This window comes from Deltaproteobacteria bacterium (assembly GCA_017302835.1).
In the GTDB taxonomy this organism is placed as follows: Bacteria; Bdellovibrionota; Bdellovibrionia; order Bdellovibrionales; family Bdellovibrionaceae; genus UBA2316.
In genome coordinates this window covers 1-16265 of record JAFLCC010000001.1, presented here as the reverse complement: position 1 = coordinate 16265, position 16265 = coordinate 1, and the positions used below count along the sequence as shown (strand labels likewise).

The 16265-nt window shown below is 36.1% G+C and carries 14 protein-coding genes and 1 tRNA gene; 13 read left to right on the top strand and 2 right to left on the bottom strand.

Going from position 1 to position 16265, the window contains the following annotated elements:
• Nucleotides 1-229 precede the first annotated feature (229 nt).
• From J0M15_00075 to J0M15_00040, 8 genes are all read left to right on the top strand, one after another.
• Entirely contained in the window at nucleotides 230-667 is a 438-nt protein-coding gene (locus J0M15_00075) for a hypothetical protein (protein ID MBN8535419.1), read from the top strand.
• A gap of 232 nt (nucleotides 668-899) precedes the next feature.
• Complete coding sequence (locus tag J0M15_00070; protein ID MBN8535418.1) at nucleotides 900-2594, top strand: tetratricopeptide repeat protein; 1695 nt, start codon at nucleotides 900-902, stop codon at nucleotides 2592-2594.
• A gap of 111 nt (nucleotides 2595-2705) precedes the next feature.
• Nucleotides 2706-3422, top strand: coding sequence for a hypothetical protein (locus J0M15_00065; protein MBN8535417.1), 717 nt, complete (start codon nucleotides 2706-2708; stop codon nucleotides 3420-3422).
• A 189-nt stretch (nucleotides 3423-3611) separates the two neighbouring features.
• Entirely contained in the window at nucleotides 3612-5687 is a 2076-nt protein-coding gene (locus J0M15_00060; GenBank protein ID MBN8535416.1) for a serine protein kinase, read from the top strand.
• A 6-nt stretch (nucleotides 5688-5693) separates the two neighbouring features.
• Complete coding sequence (locus J0M15_00055; protein ID MBN8535415.1) at nucleotides 5694-6788, top strand: DUF444 family protein; 1095 nt, start codon at nucleotides 5694-5696, stop codon at nucleotides 6786-6788.
• A gap of 3 nt (nucleotides 6789-6791) precedes the next feature.
• On the top strand, nucleotides 6792-8312 hold the full coding sequence (locus J0M15_00050; protein MBN8535414.1) for a SpoVR family protein: 1521 nt from the start codon (nucleotides 6792-6794) through the stop codon (nucleotides 8310-8312).
• Nucleotides 8312-8674, top strand: coding sequence for a hypothetical protein (locus J0M15_00045; GenBank protein ID MBN8535413.1), 363 nt, complete (start codon nucleotides 8312-8314; stop codon nucleotides 8672-8674). Before J0M15_00050 ends, J0M15_00045 begins: the two co-directional genes overlap by 1 nt.
• Before the next feature lie 147 nt (nucleotides 8675-8821).
• A complete protein-coding gene (locus tag J0M15_00040) occupies nucleotides 8822-9496 on the top strand; it encodes a response regulator transcription factor (protein MBN8535412.1) in 675 nt (224 codons plus the stop codon).
• On the opposite strand, the gene tadA is transcribed toward J0M15_00040, so the two are convergent.
• Together tadA and J0M15_00030 are read right to left on the bottom strand one after the other, a co-directional pair.
• On the bottom strand, nucleotides 9482-9967 hold the full coding sequence (tadA, locus tag J0M15_00035; protein MBN8535411.1) for a tRNA adenosine(34) deaminase TadA: 486 nt from the start codon (nucleotides 9965-9967) through the stop codon (nucleotides 9482-9484). The genes J0M15_00040 and tadA overlap by 15 nt on opposite strands.
• Nucleotides 9964-11238, bottom strand: coding sequence for a PLP-dependent transferase (locus tag J0M15_00030; protein ID MBN8535410.1), 1275 nt, complete (start codon nucleotides 11236-11238; stop codon nucleotides 9964-9966). The genes tadA and J0M15_00030 overlap by 4 nt, the downstream gene beginning before the upstream one ends.
• A gap of 151 nt (nucleotides 11239-11389) precedes the next feature.
• Between J0M15_00030 and J0M15_00025 the strand changes: the two genes are divergently transcribed.
• The 5 genes from J0M15_00025 (at nucleotide 11390) to J0M15_00005 (ending at nucleotide 16079) form a co-directional block, all read left to right on the top strand.
• A complete protein-coding gene (locus J0M15_00025) occupies nucleotides 11390-11584 on the top strand; it encodes a 30S ribosomal protein S21 (GenBank protein ID MBN8535409.1) in 195 nt (64 codons plus the stop codon).
• A gap of 20 nt (nucleotides 11585-11604) precedes the next feature.
• The gene (locus J0M15_00020; protein ID MBN8535408.1) at nucleotides 11605-12051 is read left to right on the top strand and encodes a GatB/YqeY domain-containing protein; all 447 of its coding nucleotides are present in this window, start codon (nucleotides 11605-11607) and stop codon (nucleotides 12049-12051) included.
• A gap of 86 nt (nucleotides 12052-12137) precedes the next feature.
• The gene (locus J0M15_00015) at nucleotides 12138-14090 is read left to right on the top strand and encodes a DNA primase (protein MBN8535407.1); all 1953 of its coding nucleotides are present in this window, start codon (nucleotides 12138-12140) and stop codon (nucleotides 14088-14090) included.
• Between the two features lie 11 nt (nucleotides 14091-14101).
• On the top strand, nucleotides 14102-15934 hold the full coding sequence (gene rpoD, locus J0M15_00010) for an RNA polymerase sigma factor RpoD (GenBank protein MBN8535406.1): 1833 nt from the start codon (nucleotides 14102-14104) through the stop codon (nucleotides 15932-15934).
• A 68-nt stretch (nucleotides 15935-16002) separates the two neighbouring features.
• Nucleotides 16003-16079 (top strand) — tRNA-Met (locus J0M15_00005).
• The last annotated feature ends 186 nt before the right edge of the window (nucleotides 16080-16265 follow it).

The following is a 16265-nucleotide window of genomic DNA, read 5'->3' as shown; positions in this document are numbered from 1 at the left end:
TTTGTTGGGGGTAAGCTGTATAGCGGCAAACTAGCTGTGACGCAACAGACTGTCAAGTGCTGATCCAAAAAAAGTCGTAAACGCAGCGCGGGAATGAACATATTGCTAAGACTTATCCACATTTGTGGTTGGTTAAAAATCAACAAATTATAAAAAATTTTCTTAATCGGCCTAAAGTATTATGGACAAAAATCCGATCCGTAGACATAAGTCGATTTTGGAGATAGTAATGAATAAAAATGTTAAGGAAAATCAATTATTTAAAAGTTTTGATGTCATTTCTATCCTTATCCTTCTAAGTATGGGAATATTTTTTTATTCCTACCCCATAAATCAACATTTAAATAAAAAATCAGCTCAGGAATCAAAGGGAAAAGCTGAAATTTTAGGCTATCAACTTGCGCAGATTTATCGAGATCAAAAGTTAGAGCAAAGTTCACAGTCTAAACGTGGCCCGGCCTCGGCAAATTCTGAAAAATTCGAATTTAAAAATGAAGGTTTCATAGGCGCCGATGCCGAGGGAAGACCATTCAAGTATAAAATTCAGGAAGTGGGACCAAATTCAGTTCGCGTCATACTGACCAATAAACAAGATACTTCCAATTCAAAAAACGACTCCGATGAAGTGAGCGTTGACTTGGTTATTCCATTAAATCCATCGACCTAAGACTAAATTTTAAGCTTTTGTTTAAGTGAATTCCGAGATTCACCGAAGAATTTTCTGTCAGGGAGAATCAATGGTGAGAAGCCTTCTAAGCATATTAGTCTTATTTTTAACTTTTGTTTTAAGTAATTGCTCTTCAGTTAAAAAAGCAGCCTCTACCTCTAAGAGTGAGACCTTTTCAGAGGGACAGTACTATTTAGAATCTTCAATTGATAATAAAAATAGGGCTTCGGCTATGTTTTTACCAGCCGCAGCTTTAAATGAATCACAAAAAATGGATTCACTCTATGTTCGGACCCAGGCAGATTATAATTATTCTTTGGCAGAAGCATATTCTTTGGACGGCGATACGATGAAAGCGATTGAAGCGTTTAAAGCTGTATTAGTATATGATCCTAACTCTGAATCTGTAAGAATTAGGTTAGCAAAAGAATATTTAAAATTAGGACAAGTAAATCAATCCATAGAAGTCATCAAAGAAATTCTAGAAAAAAATGAACAAAATAAAGAAGCGCGAATTTTTTTAGGTGGGCTCTACACGACGATCAAAGCTTATCCCAAAGCAATTGAAAATTATGAAATGGCTTTAAAAAGCCAACCGGCTCAAGCGGATGTAATGATTTATCTTGCAGCTGTCTATTCAGAAACAAAAGAATATGATAAGGCTATAGATTTATTTCAGAAGGTTCTACAGGACTTAAATTACGGGAATAAACATTTAATCTATTATTATATGGGAAGAATCAGAGAAGAACAAAATGAACCAAAGTTATTAAAGCAAGCTGAAAACTTCTACAAAAAATCTATCAGCATCAAACCTGAGTTTGTGGATTCAACAATTTCCTTGGGAAGTCTTTACCGAGCAAGCAAAGATGAAAACAAAGCAATTAAGTTATTTCAAGATTTTCAAAAAAATAAAGGCCCTAGTTCTAAAATTGCTGAAATTCTATCGCAAATTTACATTGAAAAACAAAAATACGATGAAGCCTTTGAACAGCTAGAAATTATGGAAACGCAATCAGAAGATCCTTTGAGTATTAAGGTTAAAATGGCATTAATACTCATTGAGAAAAAGATGTTTGATAAAGCCATTTCAAAATTGGAAGAAATATTAAGAGTGGCACCAGAGTCTGATAAAATTCGATTTTACTTGGCTGCTGTTTATGAAGAAGTAAAATCAGATGCAAAGGCCATAGAGCATTATCGGGCGATTCCAGCATCCAGTTCTTTTTATGGAGAGTCCATAGTCCATGCAGGATATCTCTTGAAAAATATAGGGAAATTGAATGAGGCCATAGCTTTATTAGAAGATGGTTATAATAAGAAAAAAGATTTGCCTCAAATTTATGCGATGTATGGATCTCTTCTTGATGAAAAAAAGGATTATGTAAAAGCGATTGAAATACTAGAAAGTGGGATAAAGAAATTTCCAGACAATGCTCAAATTTATTTTTATTATGGAACAGTGTATGATCGTATTGGCAAAAAAGATAAGGTTATTGAGGTTATGAAAAAAGTGGTTGAGTTAGATCCCAATCACACACAAGGGTTAAATTACCTGGCATTCACTTGGGTAGAGCTGAATGTCAATTTAGATGAAGCTGAAAAATTATCAAGAAGAGCCGTCGAACTGGATCCACAGGACGGTTACATTCTGGATACTCTGGGATGGGTTTTGTTTAAAAAAGGAAACAAAAAAGAATCTATGAAATTACTTGAAGCAGCCAATCGATTCCAACCAGGAGTGTCAATCATCGCTGAGCACTTGGGGGATGTTTACCGTGAACTTTCGATGGTTGAAAAAGCGAAAAGAATGTATGAAAAGGCAAAGTCTCTTGAAAATGATGACAAAAAAATAGAGGAACTCTCTCAAAAAATAATTGCAATTGAAAAACAGAATTATCCCAATCGAATTCCTGCAAGTAAATAGCTAGGGCTAGCGCTAAAGCAGAAAAGTTATTCTTGCACGGGCACATAGGGTTCGTTTGAAAAGCATATTAAGAGTTGTTTCTAAATTTAAATACCCTTAACATCAAGAAATATGAAACCAACGAAGCTGGCGTATCATTGTATTGTGAATTGTGTTAAAAATAAAATTTGTGTTCGCAATGTGAATCATACAAAGAATTTTATATATTTTATTCTTGGGTTGTTTTTTTTATTTGGATGCCAAACAACGCCCAAAAAAACAATTGAATCAAAAGACAAAATAGATACATCTAAACTGCAAAAATTTATTTGGGAAACGAAAGCTCAAATTCGTGATCTCAAAAGAAATAAAAATAATAATGTGAGCATCGATTTTTTAGCCATAAAAAATTACAAACTAAGATTAGAAATTCAAGCAGCCCTAGGAATTCAAGTTGGATCATTGGGCATGACACAAGAACAATTTGTGGCCATTTTGTACACACAAAAGAAAGTCATTCAAGGAAAAATGAATGAGCAAACATTAGAGAAGTCTTTCAATTTGCCGATTCCTCCAGAGGCCCTTTATGCTATAGCTTTTGATGATACGGTAAAAGGCCCTTATTGGAAATGTTATTTCGATTTAAATAAAATAGTAAGTCTTTGTGAAAATGCGATGACCTTATCAAAAATTGAATGGAAAAATCGAAATCAAGGTGCAAAGTTAGTTAAGATTTCAAGTCCAGAGATGGAAGTGGACTGGTTTTTTAAGCAACCTAAACCTTTAGAGATAAAACCAGAGACATTTAATATAGAAATCCCTAGCGGATATAAAACAATTAATATTTAGAGCAGCATGTTATCGAGTGGAGCCCTAGAAAAAACTCGACTGTGACCTCGACTAAGGAATAGCAAAATTAAATAAATCAAAAAATAATAATATTCATTTTCTAACCAGACTTAAATTTGCAATACTCTAAGAAGAAGAACCACTCGAGTCCATGAAGGCTTTTGTCGTTCTTTGACACAAGGAGAGTTTATGGCAGGAACCGATAATTTTAAAACCATAGTTCAAAATTGGCAAAATAGTTCAAATGTAGCTAAACTTCATTGGTCAGGAACCTTTGATCAGTATTTACAATTAGTCAAAACGAATCCGCGGATTACTAGAAATGCTTTTCAAAGAATGTACGATATGATTGTAGATTCAGGTACTGAAAAATACATTGATTTTAAGAAGGAAGTTGTTCGTTATAAATTCTTTGATGATGCTGGTAACAATGGGAAAGATGCCGTATTCGGGTTAGATATTGCATTGATGAAACTCGTAAATGTATTAAAAGCAGCGGCGCTGGGTTACGGTACTGAAAAAAGGGTTATCTTGCTTCATGGTCCCGTGGGAAGTGCTAAATCTACAATTTGTCGGATGCTCAAAAAAGGCTTGGAAGCCTACTCTAAGTCGGACGAGGGAGCTCTCTACACGTTTGAATGGGTCGATGAGAAAGAGGAATTGGATGGTTTATTTGGTAAAAATATAAGAAGCTTTCCGAGCCCTATGCATGAAGATCCCTTGTTGCTGATTCCTGAAGAGATTCGCACTCAAATAGCAGAAGAGATTAATCGCGGACAAATGGGAGAATTTAGAGTAAAAATCGAGGGGGAGTTGTCTCCGCCTTCTAGGTATATCTTCAAAAACTTAATGGATAAATACAATGGGGATACGATGAAAGTTTTGTCCCATGTCAGAGTGAAGAGATTATTTCTTTCAGAAGCTGATCGTGTTGGGATTGGAACCTTTCAACCCAAAGATGAAAAAAATCAAGATTCAACAGAGTTAACTGGAGATATCAATTATCGAAAAATTGCTGAGTATGGTTCTGATTCAGATCCAAGAGCCTTCAATTTTGATGGAGAGTTTAATGTAGCTAACCGTGGGATGATCGAGTTTGTTGAGGTTTTGAAACTGGATGTAGCGTTTTTGTACGATCTTTTGGGTGCTTCACAAGAACACCGAGTAAAACCAAAGAAATTTGCACAGACATTTATTGATGAAGTGATTATTGGACATACCAATGAGCCTGAATATCGAAGACTTCAGGATAATGAGTTTATGGAAGCCTTAAGAGACAGAACAGTCAAAATTGATATTCCTTATATCACTCGTTGGAAAGAAGAAATTAATATTTATAAAAAAGATTTTAATTCTCAGAAACTGCGAGGGATTTCAATTGCTCCACATACTATCGAGATGGCGGCGATGTGGGCCATTCTGACCAGGCTTGAAAAACCTAAAAAGGCGAATCTGACCAGATTGCAAAAACTAAAATTATATAATGGCAAAACCTTGCCAAGTTACACTGAAGATAATGTCAAGGAACTCAGAAAAGAAACAGTTCGAGAAGGTTTAGAGGGGATTTCACCTCGTTATATTCAGGACAAATTATCTAACGCTATTGTCAATTCTCAACAGAATAACAAAGGCTCGGTGAATCCATTTATGGTTTTATTAGAGCTTGAAGGTGGACTAAGAAATCATTCTTTAATTTCAAATGAGGAATTAAAATCAGACTATCGAGAATTAATCGGAGTTGTGAAGCAGGAGTATGAAGAGATCATTAAAAGCGAAGTGCAAAGAGCAATCAGTGCTGATGAAAGTGCTTTATCACGATTGTGCGGAAACTATATCGACAACGTAAAAGCCTACACACAAAAAGAAAAAGTTCGAAATCATTTTACGGGAGTGGATGAGGAGCCAGATGAAAGGTTAATGAGATCTATCGAGGAAAAAATCGAAATTCCAGAATCTAGGAAGGATGATTTTAGAAGAGAGATCATGAATTATATTGGAGCTTTGTCTCTTGAAGGCAAAAAATTCAATTATAAAATGAATGAACGACTTCATAAGGCTTTGGAGTTAAAACTGTTCGAAGATCAAAAAGACAGCATCAAACTCACAAGCATTGTGAGCTCAGTTGTGGATAAGGACACTCAAGAAAAAATTGAAATTGTTAAATCACGATTAATAAAAGATTTTGGTTACGATGAAATTTCGGCGACAGATGTGTTACACTATGTAGCTAGCATCTTTGCTCGTGGAGACGTAAAGAACAAGTAGGAAAATATGCCAATTAAAGAAGATCATTCCCGTTTCAGAGACATAGTAAAAGGAAAAGTGAAAGAAAACTTTCGTAAGTACGTGTCTCAGGGGGAAATGATTGGGAAGAGGGAAGATGAGTTCATTAAAATTCCCCTTCCTCAAATTGATATTCCAAACTTTCGTTACGGCCCCAAACAGCAGGGCGGAGTTGGTCAAGGCCAGGGGCAACCAGGTGAAGATGTTGGGGATCCAGGAAGTGGCCAAGGGCAAGCTGGCAATGAATCCGGAGAGCATCTTTTGGAAGTGGAATTGTCCATTGACGAGTTGGCAGAGATTTTAGGAGAAAAACTACAGCTCCCAAGAATCGTTCCAAAGGGAAATAAAAATATTGAAAGCATCAAAACTAAGTATTCTGGCCTAGCACCTGTGGGACCGGAGGGATTGAGACAATTCAAATCTACCTATAAACATGCCTTGAGAAGACTGATTTCTTCAGGAATATACAATCCGGAAGATCCAAGAATTATTCCTATCCGAAGAGACTATCGCTACCGGACATTTAAAAAAATAGTTCAACCACAGACAAAAGCGGTCGTTATATACATGATGGACGTTTCGGGCTCGATGGGGGATGAACAAAAAGAAATTGTTAGGCTAGAAAGCTTTTGGATTAACACCTGGTTGAAAAAACATTATAAAGGTTTGGAAACTAGGTTCATCATTCATGATGCGGCTGCAAAAGAAGTAGATGAAAATACGTTCTTTAGAACCAGCGAATCTGGCGGAACGCTAATTAGTTCCGCCTACAAACTTTGCCAACAAATAATTGAAACAGATTATCCCATTAATGAATGGAATATTTATCCTTTTCATTTCAGTGATGGAGATAACTGGAGCGGGGAAGACACGCGCTTATGCATAAAGTTAATGAAAGAGTTTTTTATCCCTAATACAAATATGTTTTGTTATGGACAGGTAGAAAGTAAATACGGAAGTGGGCAATTTTTAAAAGATTTACAAAAAGAATTTTCTGGAAATGAACAAGTGATATTAAGTCAGATAGAAAATCGAGATAAAATCTTAGATTCTATAAAAGACTTCTTAGGTAAGGGAAAATAAAAAATGTCCAATTTAACTCCAGAATTAGAAAAAGAAAGAGTCAAAATCTGCAAGGTAGCAAAAGATGTAGGTTTAGATTTTTTTGAAACTGTTTTTGAAATTATCACCTATGATCAGATTAATCAATTTGCAGCCTATGGGGGTTTTCCTGTTCGTTATCCACATTGGAAATTTGGTATGGAGTATGAGCATCTTTCAAAGAGTTATGAGTACGGACTTTCTAAGATTTACGAAATGGTGATTAACACAGATCCTTGCTACGCCTATCTCATGGAAGGCAATCTGTTGATGGACCAAAAACTTGTGATGGCTCATGTTTACGGTCATTGTGATTTTTTCAAAAACAATGTTTGGTTTGGTAAAACAAATAGAAAAATGATGGATCAGATGGCAAATCACGCCACGCGCATTCGCAGGTATATGGACCGCGTAGGTTACGATGTCGTCGAGGAATTTATAGATACTTGTCTCAGTCTTGAAAACTTAATTGATCGGTATTTACCTTATTATGAGAAATCGTCGGTGGTGACCAAGCCCGTTGAGGATACCACAAGAGATGAGTCAGATAGAGGACTTCTTAAAGTTCATCGACCTTACATGAGGGATTACATTAATCCTCCTGAATTTATTCAGGAGCAAAGAAAAAAGCATCAAGACATGTTGGCAGCAAAAAGATCCAAATTCCCTCAACAACCTGAAAAAGACATACTAAATTTTTTAATTCACTATGCACCTTTGGAAGATTGGCAACAAGACGTTTTAAGTATTATCCGCGATGAAGCTTATTATTTTTCACCTCAAGGTATGACTAAAACCATGAATGAAGGTTGGGCTTCTTACTGGCATTCAAAGCTGATGACTGAAAAGATTTTAAATGATTCTGAAATCATAGATTTTGCAGATCATCACTCGGGAACGATGGCCATGGCACCTAATGGATATAATCCCTACAAAGTAGGGATAGAACTTTTTAGAGACATTGAATATCGATGGAACAAAGGACAGTTTGGCAGAGAATGGGAAGAGTGCGATGATATTCGAGAGCGCAAAAATTGGGATAAAAAAACAGGAATAGGTAAAGAAAAAATATTTGAAGTCAGAAAGTTCTATAATGATGTTACTTTTGTGGATGAATTTCTAACGGAAGACTTTTGTATTCGTAATAAACTTTTTGTCTATAAATTCAATAAGAGAACTAATAAATTTGAGGTCGACACCAGAGATTTTAGAGCTATTAAAGCTAAATTACTATTTCATATGACTAATTTTGGCCAACCCATTATTCGAATTGAAGATGCAAATTTTGAAAACAGAGGCGAGTTATTGTTAACTCATTTGCATGAAGGAATAGATTTGCAGCCGGACTTTATGAATGAGACTCTTAAAAATGTGCAGAAAATTTGGAACCGCCCGGTGAATCTTATAACCAGTATGGAAAATGATGGTTATCTGTACCGGTATGATGGTAAAGAATTGCAAAACCACAAGTTGACTCAATTGCCTCAAAAAAAAGAGAAAGAGTAATGTCAAATTTAAGAACAGTTTACTCTACCGATCCTAAAGATAAAATTACTTGTCCAAAATGTAAAAAAAATTTGACAGAGTGTAGGTGTGTTAAAGAACAAGGAGTAAATTTAAGTCAAGTTGTCGCCATTCTAAGAATTGAAAAAAAAGGACGAGGAGGTAAGGCAGTCACTGTCATCGATAAGCTCCCAAAAAATGAAATTTTTTTAAAACAGTTAACGAAGGAATTGAAGTCAAAATGCGCTACTGGAGGGACTTACAGGCTCAGTGTAAATGAGTCATTGATAGAAATTCAGGGTGAAAAAGTAGATGTCATTAAAAAAATTTTACAGCAACATGAAATAAAGTTTAAAGGTTTATAATTTCTCAGTTTAAGAAACTTATTTAAAAGTGATCGCATTTAAAGGTAAATGTTTTTAAGAGAAGAATGAATTTATATAGTTCTTGTCAATTGCAGGGAATTTGTAGGAAATAGAATTTAAAATACTAGAGAGCCTTGGAGAAAACAAATGGGAGCTTTAAAAAAAGTTTTAATCGTCGATGACTATGAAGATAGCTGTAACATGTTTAAAGAAATTCTTTGCGATAATTATGAATGTCTGACCACGCAAGATAGCACTAAAACTTTTGAATTGATTGATTCATATAAACCAAATCTCGTTTTACTAGACTATCGAATGCCAGGCTTGCAAGGAATTGATATCTGTCAGCGAATTCGGAGTACTGAAGAATTAAAATACATCCCTGTGATTTTTGTTTCTGGAGTAGCCACGGTGGATGAAAAAATTAAAGCCTTTGAAATGGGTGCAGATGATTTTGTTTCGAAACCTTTTCATGTTAAAGAATTGATTTTAAGAATTAAAAGATTACTTGAGCGTGAAAACGAACCGCACAGTGAATTTATGGTCTCTAATCTGAAGATGAATTTGATAACCAGAAGAGTTTATGTTGACGATCATGAAGTTCAATTAACACCAAAACAGTTTGATATTCTTAAGTTATTGGTAGAGTCAAAAAATAATCTTGTAAGTCGAGAAAGATTTTTAAATGAAATATGGGGAGATACGGAAGTCACATCTCGAAATGTAGACAGTCAAATTAACTATTTAAAGAGAAAAATTGAACACTTTAAAGGGAAAATTTCTGCAGTTCCCAGTCAAGGATATCGACTAGATATTTCTTGATCGCAATTGTTTAAAAAATAACTTTAATAGCGCGGTCGATTCTTCTTCTAAAAGCCCTGCGGAAATTTCCACCTGATGATTTAATCTTTTATCGGACAGCAATTGATAAAGACTCTGGACGGAGCCACTTTTAGGATCCTTGCTTGCAAAAACCACTCTTTTAATTCGAGATTGTAAGATAACTCCTGCACACATGGGACAAGGCTCTAGGGTGACATAAAGGGTGCAGTCCTCAAGTCTCCAAGATTTCCTTTTTTTTGAAGCTTTGTGTATGGCGAGAACCTCGGCATGGGCCAAAGGAGTTTGTAGCTTTTCCTTCAGATTTGAAGCTTTGCTAATAATTTTATTATTAGCAACAATAACACATCCAACAGGAACCTCTTTCAAATCAAAGGCTTTCCTGGCTAAACTCAAGGCCATGGCCATCCAATACTCATCAGAATATTTTTCATTTTGATATTTAGATATCATATAATTCGGTGAAAAGAGGCATCTAAATCGTTCATGATATCCGTTACATTTTCAAGACCAACACTGAGTCGGATCACCTTGGCATCAATTTCACATGTTTTTTTATCCTGGTCAGAAAGGGCTGCGTGGGTCATAAAACCAGGTAATTCAATTAAGGTTTTGGTTAGGCCTAAACTCACTGCGAGAGTTATCGTGTAGCTATTTTTTGCGATGTCATTAATGAAATTAGATGTCTGGGCCTCGCTTCCTTTAAGTTTAAAAACAATCATCGTTCCTGGAGCCATTTTTCCTTCGGGAGTTTTCAAATATTTTTTTGCGAATGAATGATACTTGTAGTCTTCTAAACCGGGATAAATAACGGAGTCTACTTTTGGGTGTTGTTTTAAAAACCGAGCCAGGGTCAAGGCATTTTCTTGTTGTTTTTCAAAACGAAGGGCTTGGGTGCTGATTCCATAGACCATAATATGCCATGCAGAATGAGATGTCATGATGCCACCAAAGTCTTTTCTGGCAACCTTAAGAGACGTTTCATATTTCTTGGAGGTGACAATCGCCCCACCCATATCGGTACCAAAACCAGAGATATTCTTGGTTAAGCTTTCAATAACGAAATCAACTCCTGTTTCTAGGGGTCTCAGGGCCCAAGGGGTGGCAAATGTATTATCAACAGCAATAAGAATTTGAGTATCTTCAGTGCGAAAAGTATTTTCAGTTTTAACAAGCGAAACAATAGATTCAAAATCTATCATTTCTAAAAGGGGGTTGGAAATAGATTCAAAATAGACAAAACGAACAGACTTATCTGAAATTTTTTTTGAAAAAAGAAGGTTATCGTTAAAGTCAAAAAAATCAGTTTCTATGCCTAATCTTGGAAGCCAATTTTTCATTAAGCTATAGGTACAACCATACAAAGTACGGTGAGAAAGAATTTTTTGATTCTTTTGAGTCAGAGCCAAAAATAAGGTAGAAATAGCTCCCATTCCACTTCCAAAGACCAAGGCCAGTTCGCCCTGATGGAGATTTGAAAGTTGTTCTTCCAACATCAAAGTGTTTGGCTCATCTAGCCGATCATAAATTAAAATGGGTTCTTCTTCCTTGGCTTGAGAAGTTGCAAAATTCGAAAATCCTTTAGCGCCACGTTCAAGGGACTCAAGTCGAAAAGTTGTCGAAGCGGTTAGAGGTGGTATGAGATGATGTTTGAAATCCCAAGCCTGGGATTGAAATCGACCATGTAAAGCAGCAGTTCTTGGAGAAACTTTTTTATTTTCCATAAGTTAGAGTAATTAGTCGGTTTTTCCTGAAGAAGCAAATAGGCAGTATAAAAAATAGATGCTTTGCATTATTTTTTATCGTTTCATAAGTTGTAATAAACTAAGCAATTTGCTACTTACTTAGGATTGTTTTGAAGGGAAGGTGAATTTAATGCCAGTCGTAAAAATCAGAGATGGTGAAAACTTCGAAGGCGCATTTCGTAAGTTTAAAAAATCTTGCGAAAAAGCCGGTATTCTTTCTGAAGTTAAAAAAAGAGAACACTTCGAAAAGCCAAGCGTTAGACTTAAGAAAAAATCTATTGCAGCTAGAAAAAGAGCTCTTAAAAAAACAAGAATTAGAGAATAACTTAGGATTAGGGAGTTTTCATGGAAATTCGTGAAAAAATTATGGCAGACATGAAAGAGGCTATGAGAGCTAGAGATTCTGTGAGACTGGAAGCGATTCGTTTTTTGCAATCAGCAATAAAGTACAAAGAGGTCGAACTTCGCCCCAATCCGATAGGTAACGAAGATGTTTTAGGTGTTATTAAAAAGCTTGTAAAACAACGTAAGGAATCTATTGATCAGTTTCAAAAGGCATCCCGGCAAGATCTTGTAGAGAAAGAAGAGGCGGAGCTAAAAGTTCTTGAGGCCTACCTTCCTCAACAGATGTCAAGAGAACAAATTGGTGTTGTTGTTACTGAGGTGATGGCTTCTCTTCAGGCGAAAACCATAAAAGATATGGGTGCCGTCATGAAGGAAACGCTTGCGAGAACGGCGGGTACCGCTGACAACAAAACTATTAGTGAGATTATAAAAGCGAAACTTGTATAAGTTTTTTAAAGAGAACCATCTTGGTTACTGGTTTAGTCAGGTAATCAAGATGGTGTTCCCAATGATAGAATTAAGTAATAAAATAAATGAAATACACCCAAGACTTTATTGAAAAAGTACAGAGTTCCAGCAATCTTGTTGATATTATTTCTCAGTACACTCAGTTAAAGTCTTCCGGGACTGGATTGATGGGGCGTTGCCCTTTTCCAGATCATCAAGAAAAAACTCCCAGTTTTTCCGTCTCAGAATTAAAGCAAGTTTATCATTGTTTCGGATGTCATAAGAGTGGAAATATTTTTACCTTTCTAAGGGACTATCAAGGCTTGAATTTTCCCCAGGCTATCGAGTTTTTAGCTGACCGCGCCGGATTGCCAATCCCCTCAGAGATGGAAGAAGACCGCGGAGCTGATTTAAAATTTAAAAAAAGAAAAGAATTATTATCCATCAACAAAGAAGCCTTGAACTACTTTACTGAAAGTTTAAAACGACTGCCAAAAAATCATGAAGTATTTGCTTACCTGCAGAAAAGAGAAATGAGTTCAGATATTATTCAATCCTTTAAAATTGGCTATGCCCTTCCCGAATGGAGTGGGCTTTGTGAACATCTGAAAAGAAAGAATTATTCTTTAGAATTAGCTGAAGAGGCCAGGCTGGTAAAGGCCAAAAGCAAAGAAGACGGCAAGTACGATATTTTTAGGGACCGCCTCATTTTTCCAATTACAAATTCTATGGGCGAAGTTTTGGCATTTGGTGGTCGTGTTGTACAATCGGGTGAACCCAAATATCTTAATTCTCCTGAAACCATGGTTTTTCAAAAGGGAAAAATTTTTTATGGTTTAGAACAGACCGCAAGGTATATTCGCTCGGAAGATCAGATAATTATCGTTGAGGGATACATGGATCTGATTTCTTTATATCAGAAGGGTATCCGAAATGTTGTTGCGACCATGGGTACAGCTTTAACCTCAGATCATGGAAGAATTATCCGGAAATTAACGCGTAATGTGGTTGTATTGTTTGACGGGGATTCGGCGGGTAGGGAAGCCACGGAGAGAGCCTTAGGGGTGTTGTTAGAGCAAGATCTTTATCCAAAGGGACTAACTCTTCCCGATAATCAAGATCCAGATGATTTTGTTCGAAAATATGGATCGAAGGAATTGAAGGACAAAATTGACCATTCGCTGGATCTGATGAATCTTATTTTTAAGGAGTGGATGGTTGATTTCCATGGTGAGCCCAGTGAAAAAATTAAGCTAGCCGGAAAATTAAAAAAAATTTTAGATATGATTCCAGACAAAAATTATACCCAACTTTACATTCAACAATTAGCTCCTGTGATGGGAGTTGATAGGTCTTGGCTGAATCAAATTGTGACCTCTGGTTCAAAGGAATTAAATCAAACTAGCTCTAGAGAGATTCAATCAATTCCCGTGCCAACTGAATTGTACTCGGAGCCAGTTTACCATTTAAAAAAGGCCAGCAGGGCTGAGTTGATGTTGCTTTCTTTAGTAATCAAATCTTATGCCAACATGAAGATTTATTCTGAGGAATCTGTTGAAGAGTTTTTATTACATAGGGATGTAAAAAAACTATTGCAAGAAGCTCATCAAGTATATAGACAAAGTCCTGAAAAATTTGATAGATTAACTAGTCTTCTTGTATCAAAGGTTGATGAACCAAAGCTTTTGTTTTTTAATGATCCAATGAAGGGGTATTTTCGATCAGGGTCTTTAGTGGACAGTCGGGAAGATAGTAAATCTGAAAGTGGATTAGAAAATTCATTAGGAAGTAAGTATACTGATGAAATAAATTTTGAAACTAAAAACAGTGATTTGTCATTCAGTCAGAAATATGAACAAAGTGATGAACAGCAGAAAGAGATCGAAGAAAAATTAGTTAGGGACGCGATAAAAAGAGTTCGAGAAAATTATTTGAAACAAACGTTGAAACAAATTTCTCACGAACTTAAGTTGGGTGCCACTCCTGAAAAAATGGAAAAAATGATACAGATACAGAAAGCTTTAAAAGATAATAAATAAATGGGGTTTTAATGAAGCCAGGTGTGAATAAAAAGTCTAAAGAACCAGTTAAAGTTCTGTCTCAGGCAGAGCAAGAAGCAATAATTAAAGAAGAAATTGTCAGATTTCTGACTATTGCTAAAGAAAAGAAAGTTTTATCGATTGAAGAAATAAACGAACTTCTGCCTCCAGAAATCATGTTGGCTTCTGTTTTAGATTTCTTTATGCAGTCTTTAGAATCAAATGGTGTTTCTATTTCTGATCATACAGATGAAAACGGAAAGACTGGTGAAGAGGGGGACTCTCCCTTTTTATCAGATATCGATGAAGAAGATGAAGAAGCTGACGAGGAAGAGGTTGCTGAAAGCGAAGATGTCAAAGGCAATGATCCAGTTAGATTGTATTTAAGAAAAATGGGAAGTGTCTCTTTACTGACTCGTGAAGGGGAAGTGGAGATTGCTAGAAGAATTGAAAAAGGGGAAAGAGAAATAGTTCGAGCCATTTTGATGTCACCTCTGGGCACTTGGGAAATTATTAATTTAGGTAAACGATTGGATGAGGGGCGAATTAAAGTAAAAGCCATCTTCAGAGGCTTAGAGGACGAAGAGACTCAATATGACGAAAAAGAGTATATTGATAAAATCCATGAGCTCATTGGAAAAGTAACTGAATATCAAGTGGCGACAAAGACTCATTTTGAAACCTTAAGAAAAGAGTCAACGCCAGCGGATAAAAGAAATTCCACAATGGCAGATCTTCGAGTTTTAAATGAAAGCCTGATGCTCAATTTTGAATCTATTAATTTCAATAGAAAAACGATTAACCGAGTGGTTATTAAATTTAAGAACTTAGTTCATCGTATCGGCGCTTTAAGAAAAAGAATTAAAGATGGCACTGAAAGAACCTTTTCTAAAGATGTGGCGTCATTAGTTGAAAAATTAAAACACATTGAAGGCAATGAAAAAGATTTGCAAAAGATGACCAAAGATACCGGTTTGAATTATCATCGCTTCAGATCTTATGCGGTTCAAGCTCAAGAGGCCCATGATCGGTTAACTCGTTTGGATTTAGAAACAGAAATGAACTTCCGCTGGATTCAAGAGACCTATACAGCAATTTGGAAGGGCGAAAGAGAAGCTGACGCTGCAAAATCCGAATTGGTGGAAGCTAACTTAAGACTGGTGGTCTCGATTGCAAAAAAATATACCAATCGAGGTTTGCAGTTTTTGGATTTGATTCAAGAAGGAAATATTGGTTTAATGAAGGCTGTAGACAAATTTGAGTACCGAAGAGGTTATAAGTTTTCTACCTATGCGACTTGGTGGATCCGTCAAGCCATCACAAGGGCTATTGCCGACCAAGCACGCACTATTCGAATTCCTGTGCATATGATTGAAACCATTAATAAGTTGGTACGAACTTCAAGGTATTTAATTCAAGAATTAGGTCGTGAGCCAATTCCCGAAGAAATTGCTGAAAAAATGGATATGCCTGTTGATAAAGTAAGAAAAGTTTTAAAGATAGCTAAGGAGCCGATCAGCCTTGAAACTCCTGTTGGGGAAGAAGAAGATTCTCATTTGGGAGATTTCATTGAAGATAAAAAAGTGATTAATCCTTCAGAGGCCATCGTGAATCTGAATCTTGCGGAACAAACAAGAAGAGTCTTGTCGACATTGACGGCTCGGGAAGAAAAAGTACTGAGAATGCGTTTTGGAATTGGAGAGGAAAGCGATCATACTCTCGAAGAAGTGGGTCAAGATTTTAATGTTACTAGGGAACGAATTCGTCAAATTGAGGCTAAAGCATTACGTAAATTGAGGCATCCAAGCAGATCTAACAAGCTGAAAGCTTTTGTTGACGGGTAAATTGACTTGGTTTAAATTTTATTTCAAAAATTAAATATTTAGATCCTAAGTTTTAAAGAACAATAGACGGGGGTGTAGCTTAGTTGGTTAAAGCAATCGGCTCATAACCGATGGATCCGCGGTTCAAGTCCGTGCACCCCTACCAATTCCTACAACTTGCGAACCAAGGATACCCAAACTATTAAATGTCTTCCCCTCTACGGGGGATGGCGTCCCGTTTCTGGTAGAAACTTTTTAGAAATACTCCAGAATGATTTTTTATTTTTATTTTCTAAGCTGCATACAAGTCAAGTTCTAGTTGTTGAATCATGTCTACTTTTTCAAGTTTAAT

Excerpts from the sequence above, each read along its gene's own strand:
- J0M15_00075 (MBN8535419.1), top strand. The coding sequence starts at position 230 with ATGAATAAAAATGTTAAGGAAAATCAATTATTTAAAAGTTTTGATGTC.
- J0M15_00070 (MBN8535418.1), top strand. The coding sequence starts at position 900 with ATGTTTTTACCAGCCGCAGCTTTAAATGAATCACAAAAAATGGATTCA.
- J0M15_00065 (MBN8535417.1), top strand. The coding sequence starts at position 2,706 with ATGAAACCAACGAAGCTGGCGTATCATTGTATTGTGAATTGTGTTAAA.
- J0M15_00060 (MBN8535416.1), top strand. The coding sequence starts at position 3,612 with ATGGCAGGAACCGATAATTTTAAAACCATAGTTCAAAATTGGCAAAAT.
- J0M15_00055 (MBN8535415.1), top strand. The coding sequence starts at position 5,694 with ATGCCAATTAAAGAAGATCATTCCCGTTTCAGAGACATAGTAAAAGGA.
- J0M15_00050 (MBN8535414.1), top strand. The coding sequence starts at position 6,792 with ATGTCCAATTTAACTCCAGAATTAGAAAAAGAAAGAGTCAAAATCTGC.
- J0M15_00045 (MBN8535413.1), top strand. The coding sequence starts at position 8,312 with ATGTCAAATTTAAGAACAGTTTACTCTACCGATCCTAAAGATAAAATT.
- J0M15_00040 (MBN8535412.1), top strand. The coding sequence starts at position 8,822 with ATGGGAGCTTTAAAAAAAGTTTTAATCGTCGATGACTATGAAGATAGC.
- tadA (MBN8535411.1), bottom strand. The coding sequence starts at position 9,967 with ATGATATCTAAATATCAAAATGAAAAATATTCTGATGAGTATTGGATG.
- J0M15_00030 (MBN8535410.1), bottom strand. The coding sequence starts at position 11,238 with ATGGAAAATAAAAAAGTTTCTCCAAGAACTGCTGCTTTACATGGTCGA.
- J0M15_00025 (MBN8535409.1), top strand. The coding sequence starts at position 11,390 with ATGCCAGTCGTAAAAATCAGAGATGGTGAAAACTTCGAAGGCGCATTT.
- J0M15_00020 (MBN8535408.1), top strand. The coding sequence starts at position 11,605 with ATGGAAATTCGTGAAAAAATTATGGCAGACATGAAAGAGGCTATGAGA.
- J0M15_00015 (MBN8535407.1), top strand. The coding sequence starts at position 12,138 with ATGAAATACACCCAAGACTTTATTGAAAAAGTACAGAGTTCCAGCAAT.
- rpoD (MBN8535406.1), top strand. The coding sequence starts at position 14,102 with ATGAAGCCAGGTGTGAATAAAAAGTCTAAAGAACCAGTTAAAGTTCTG.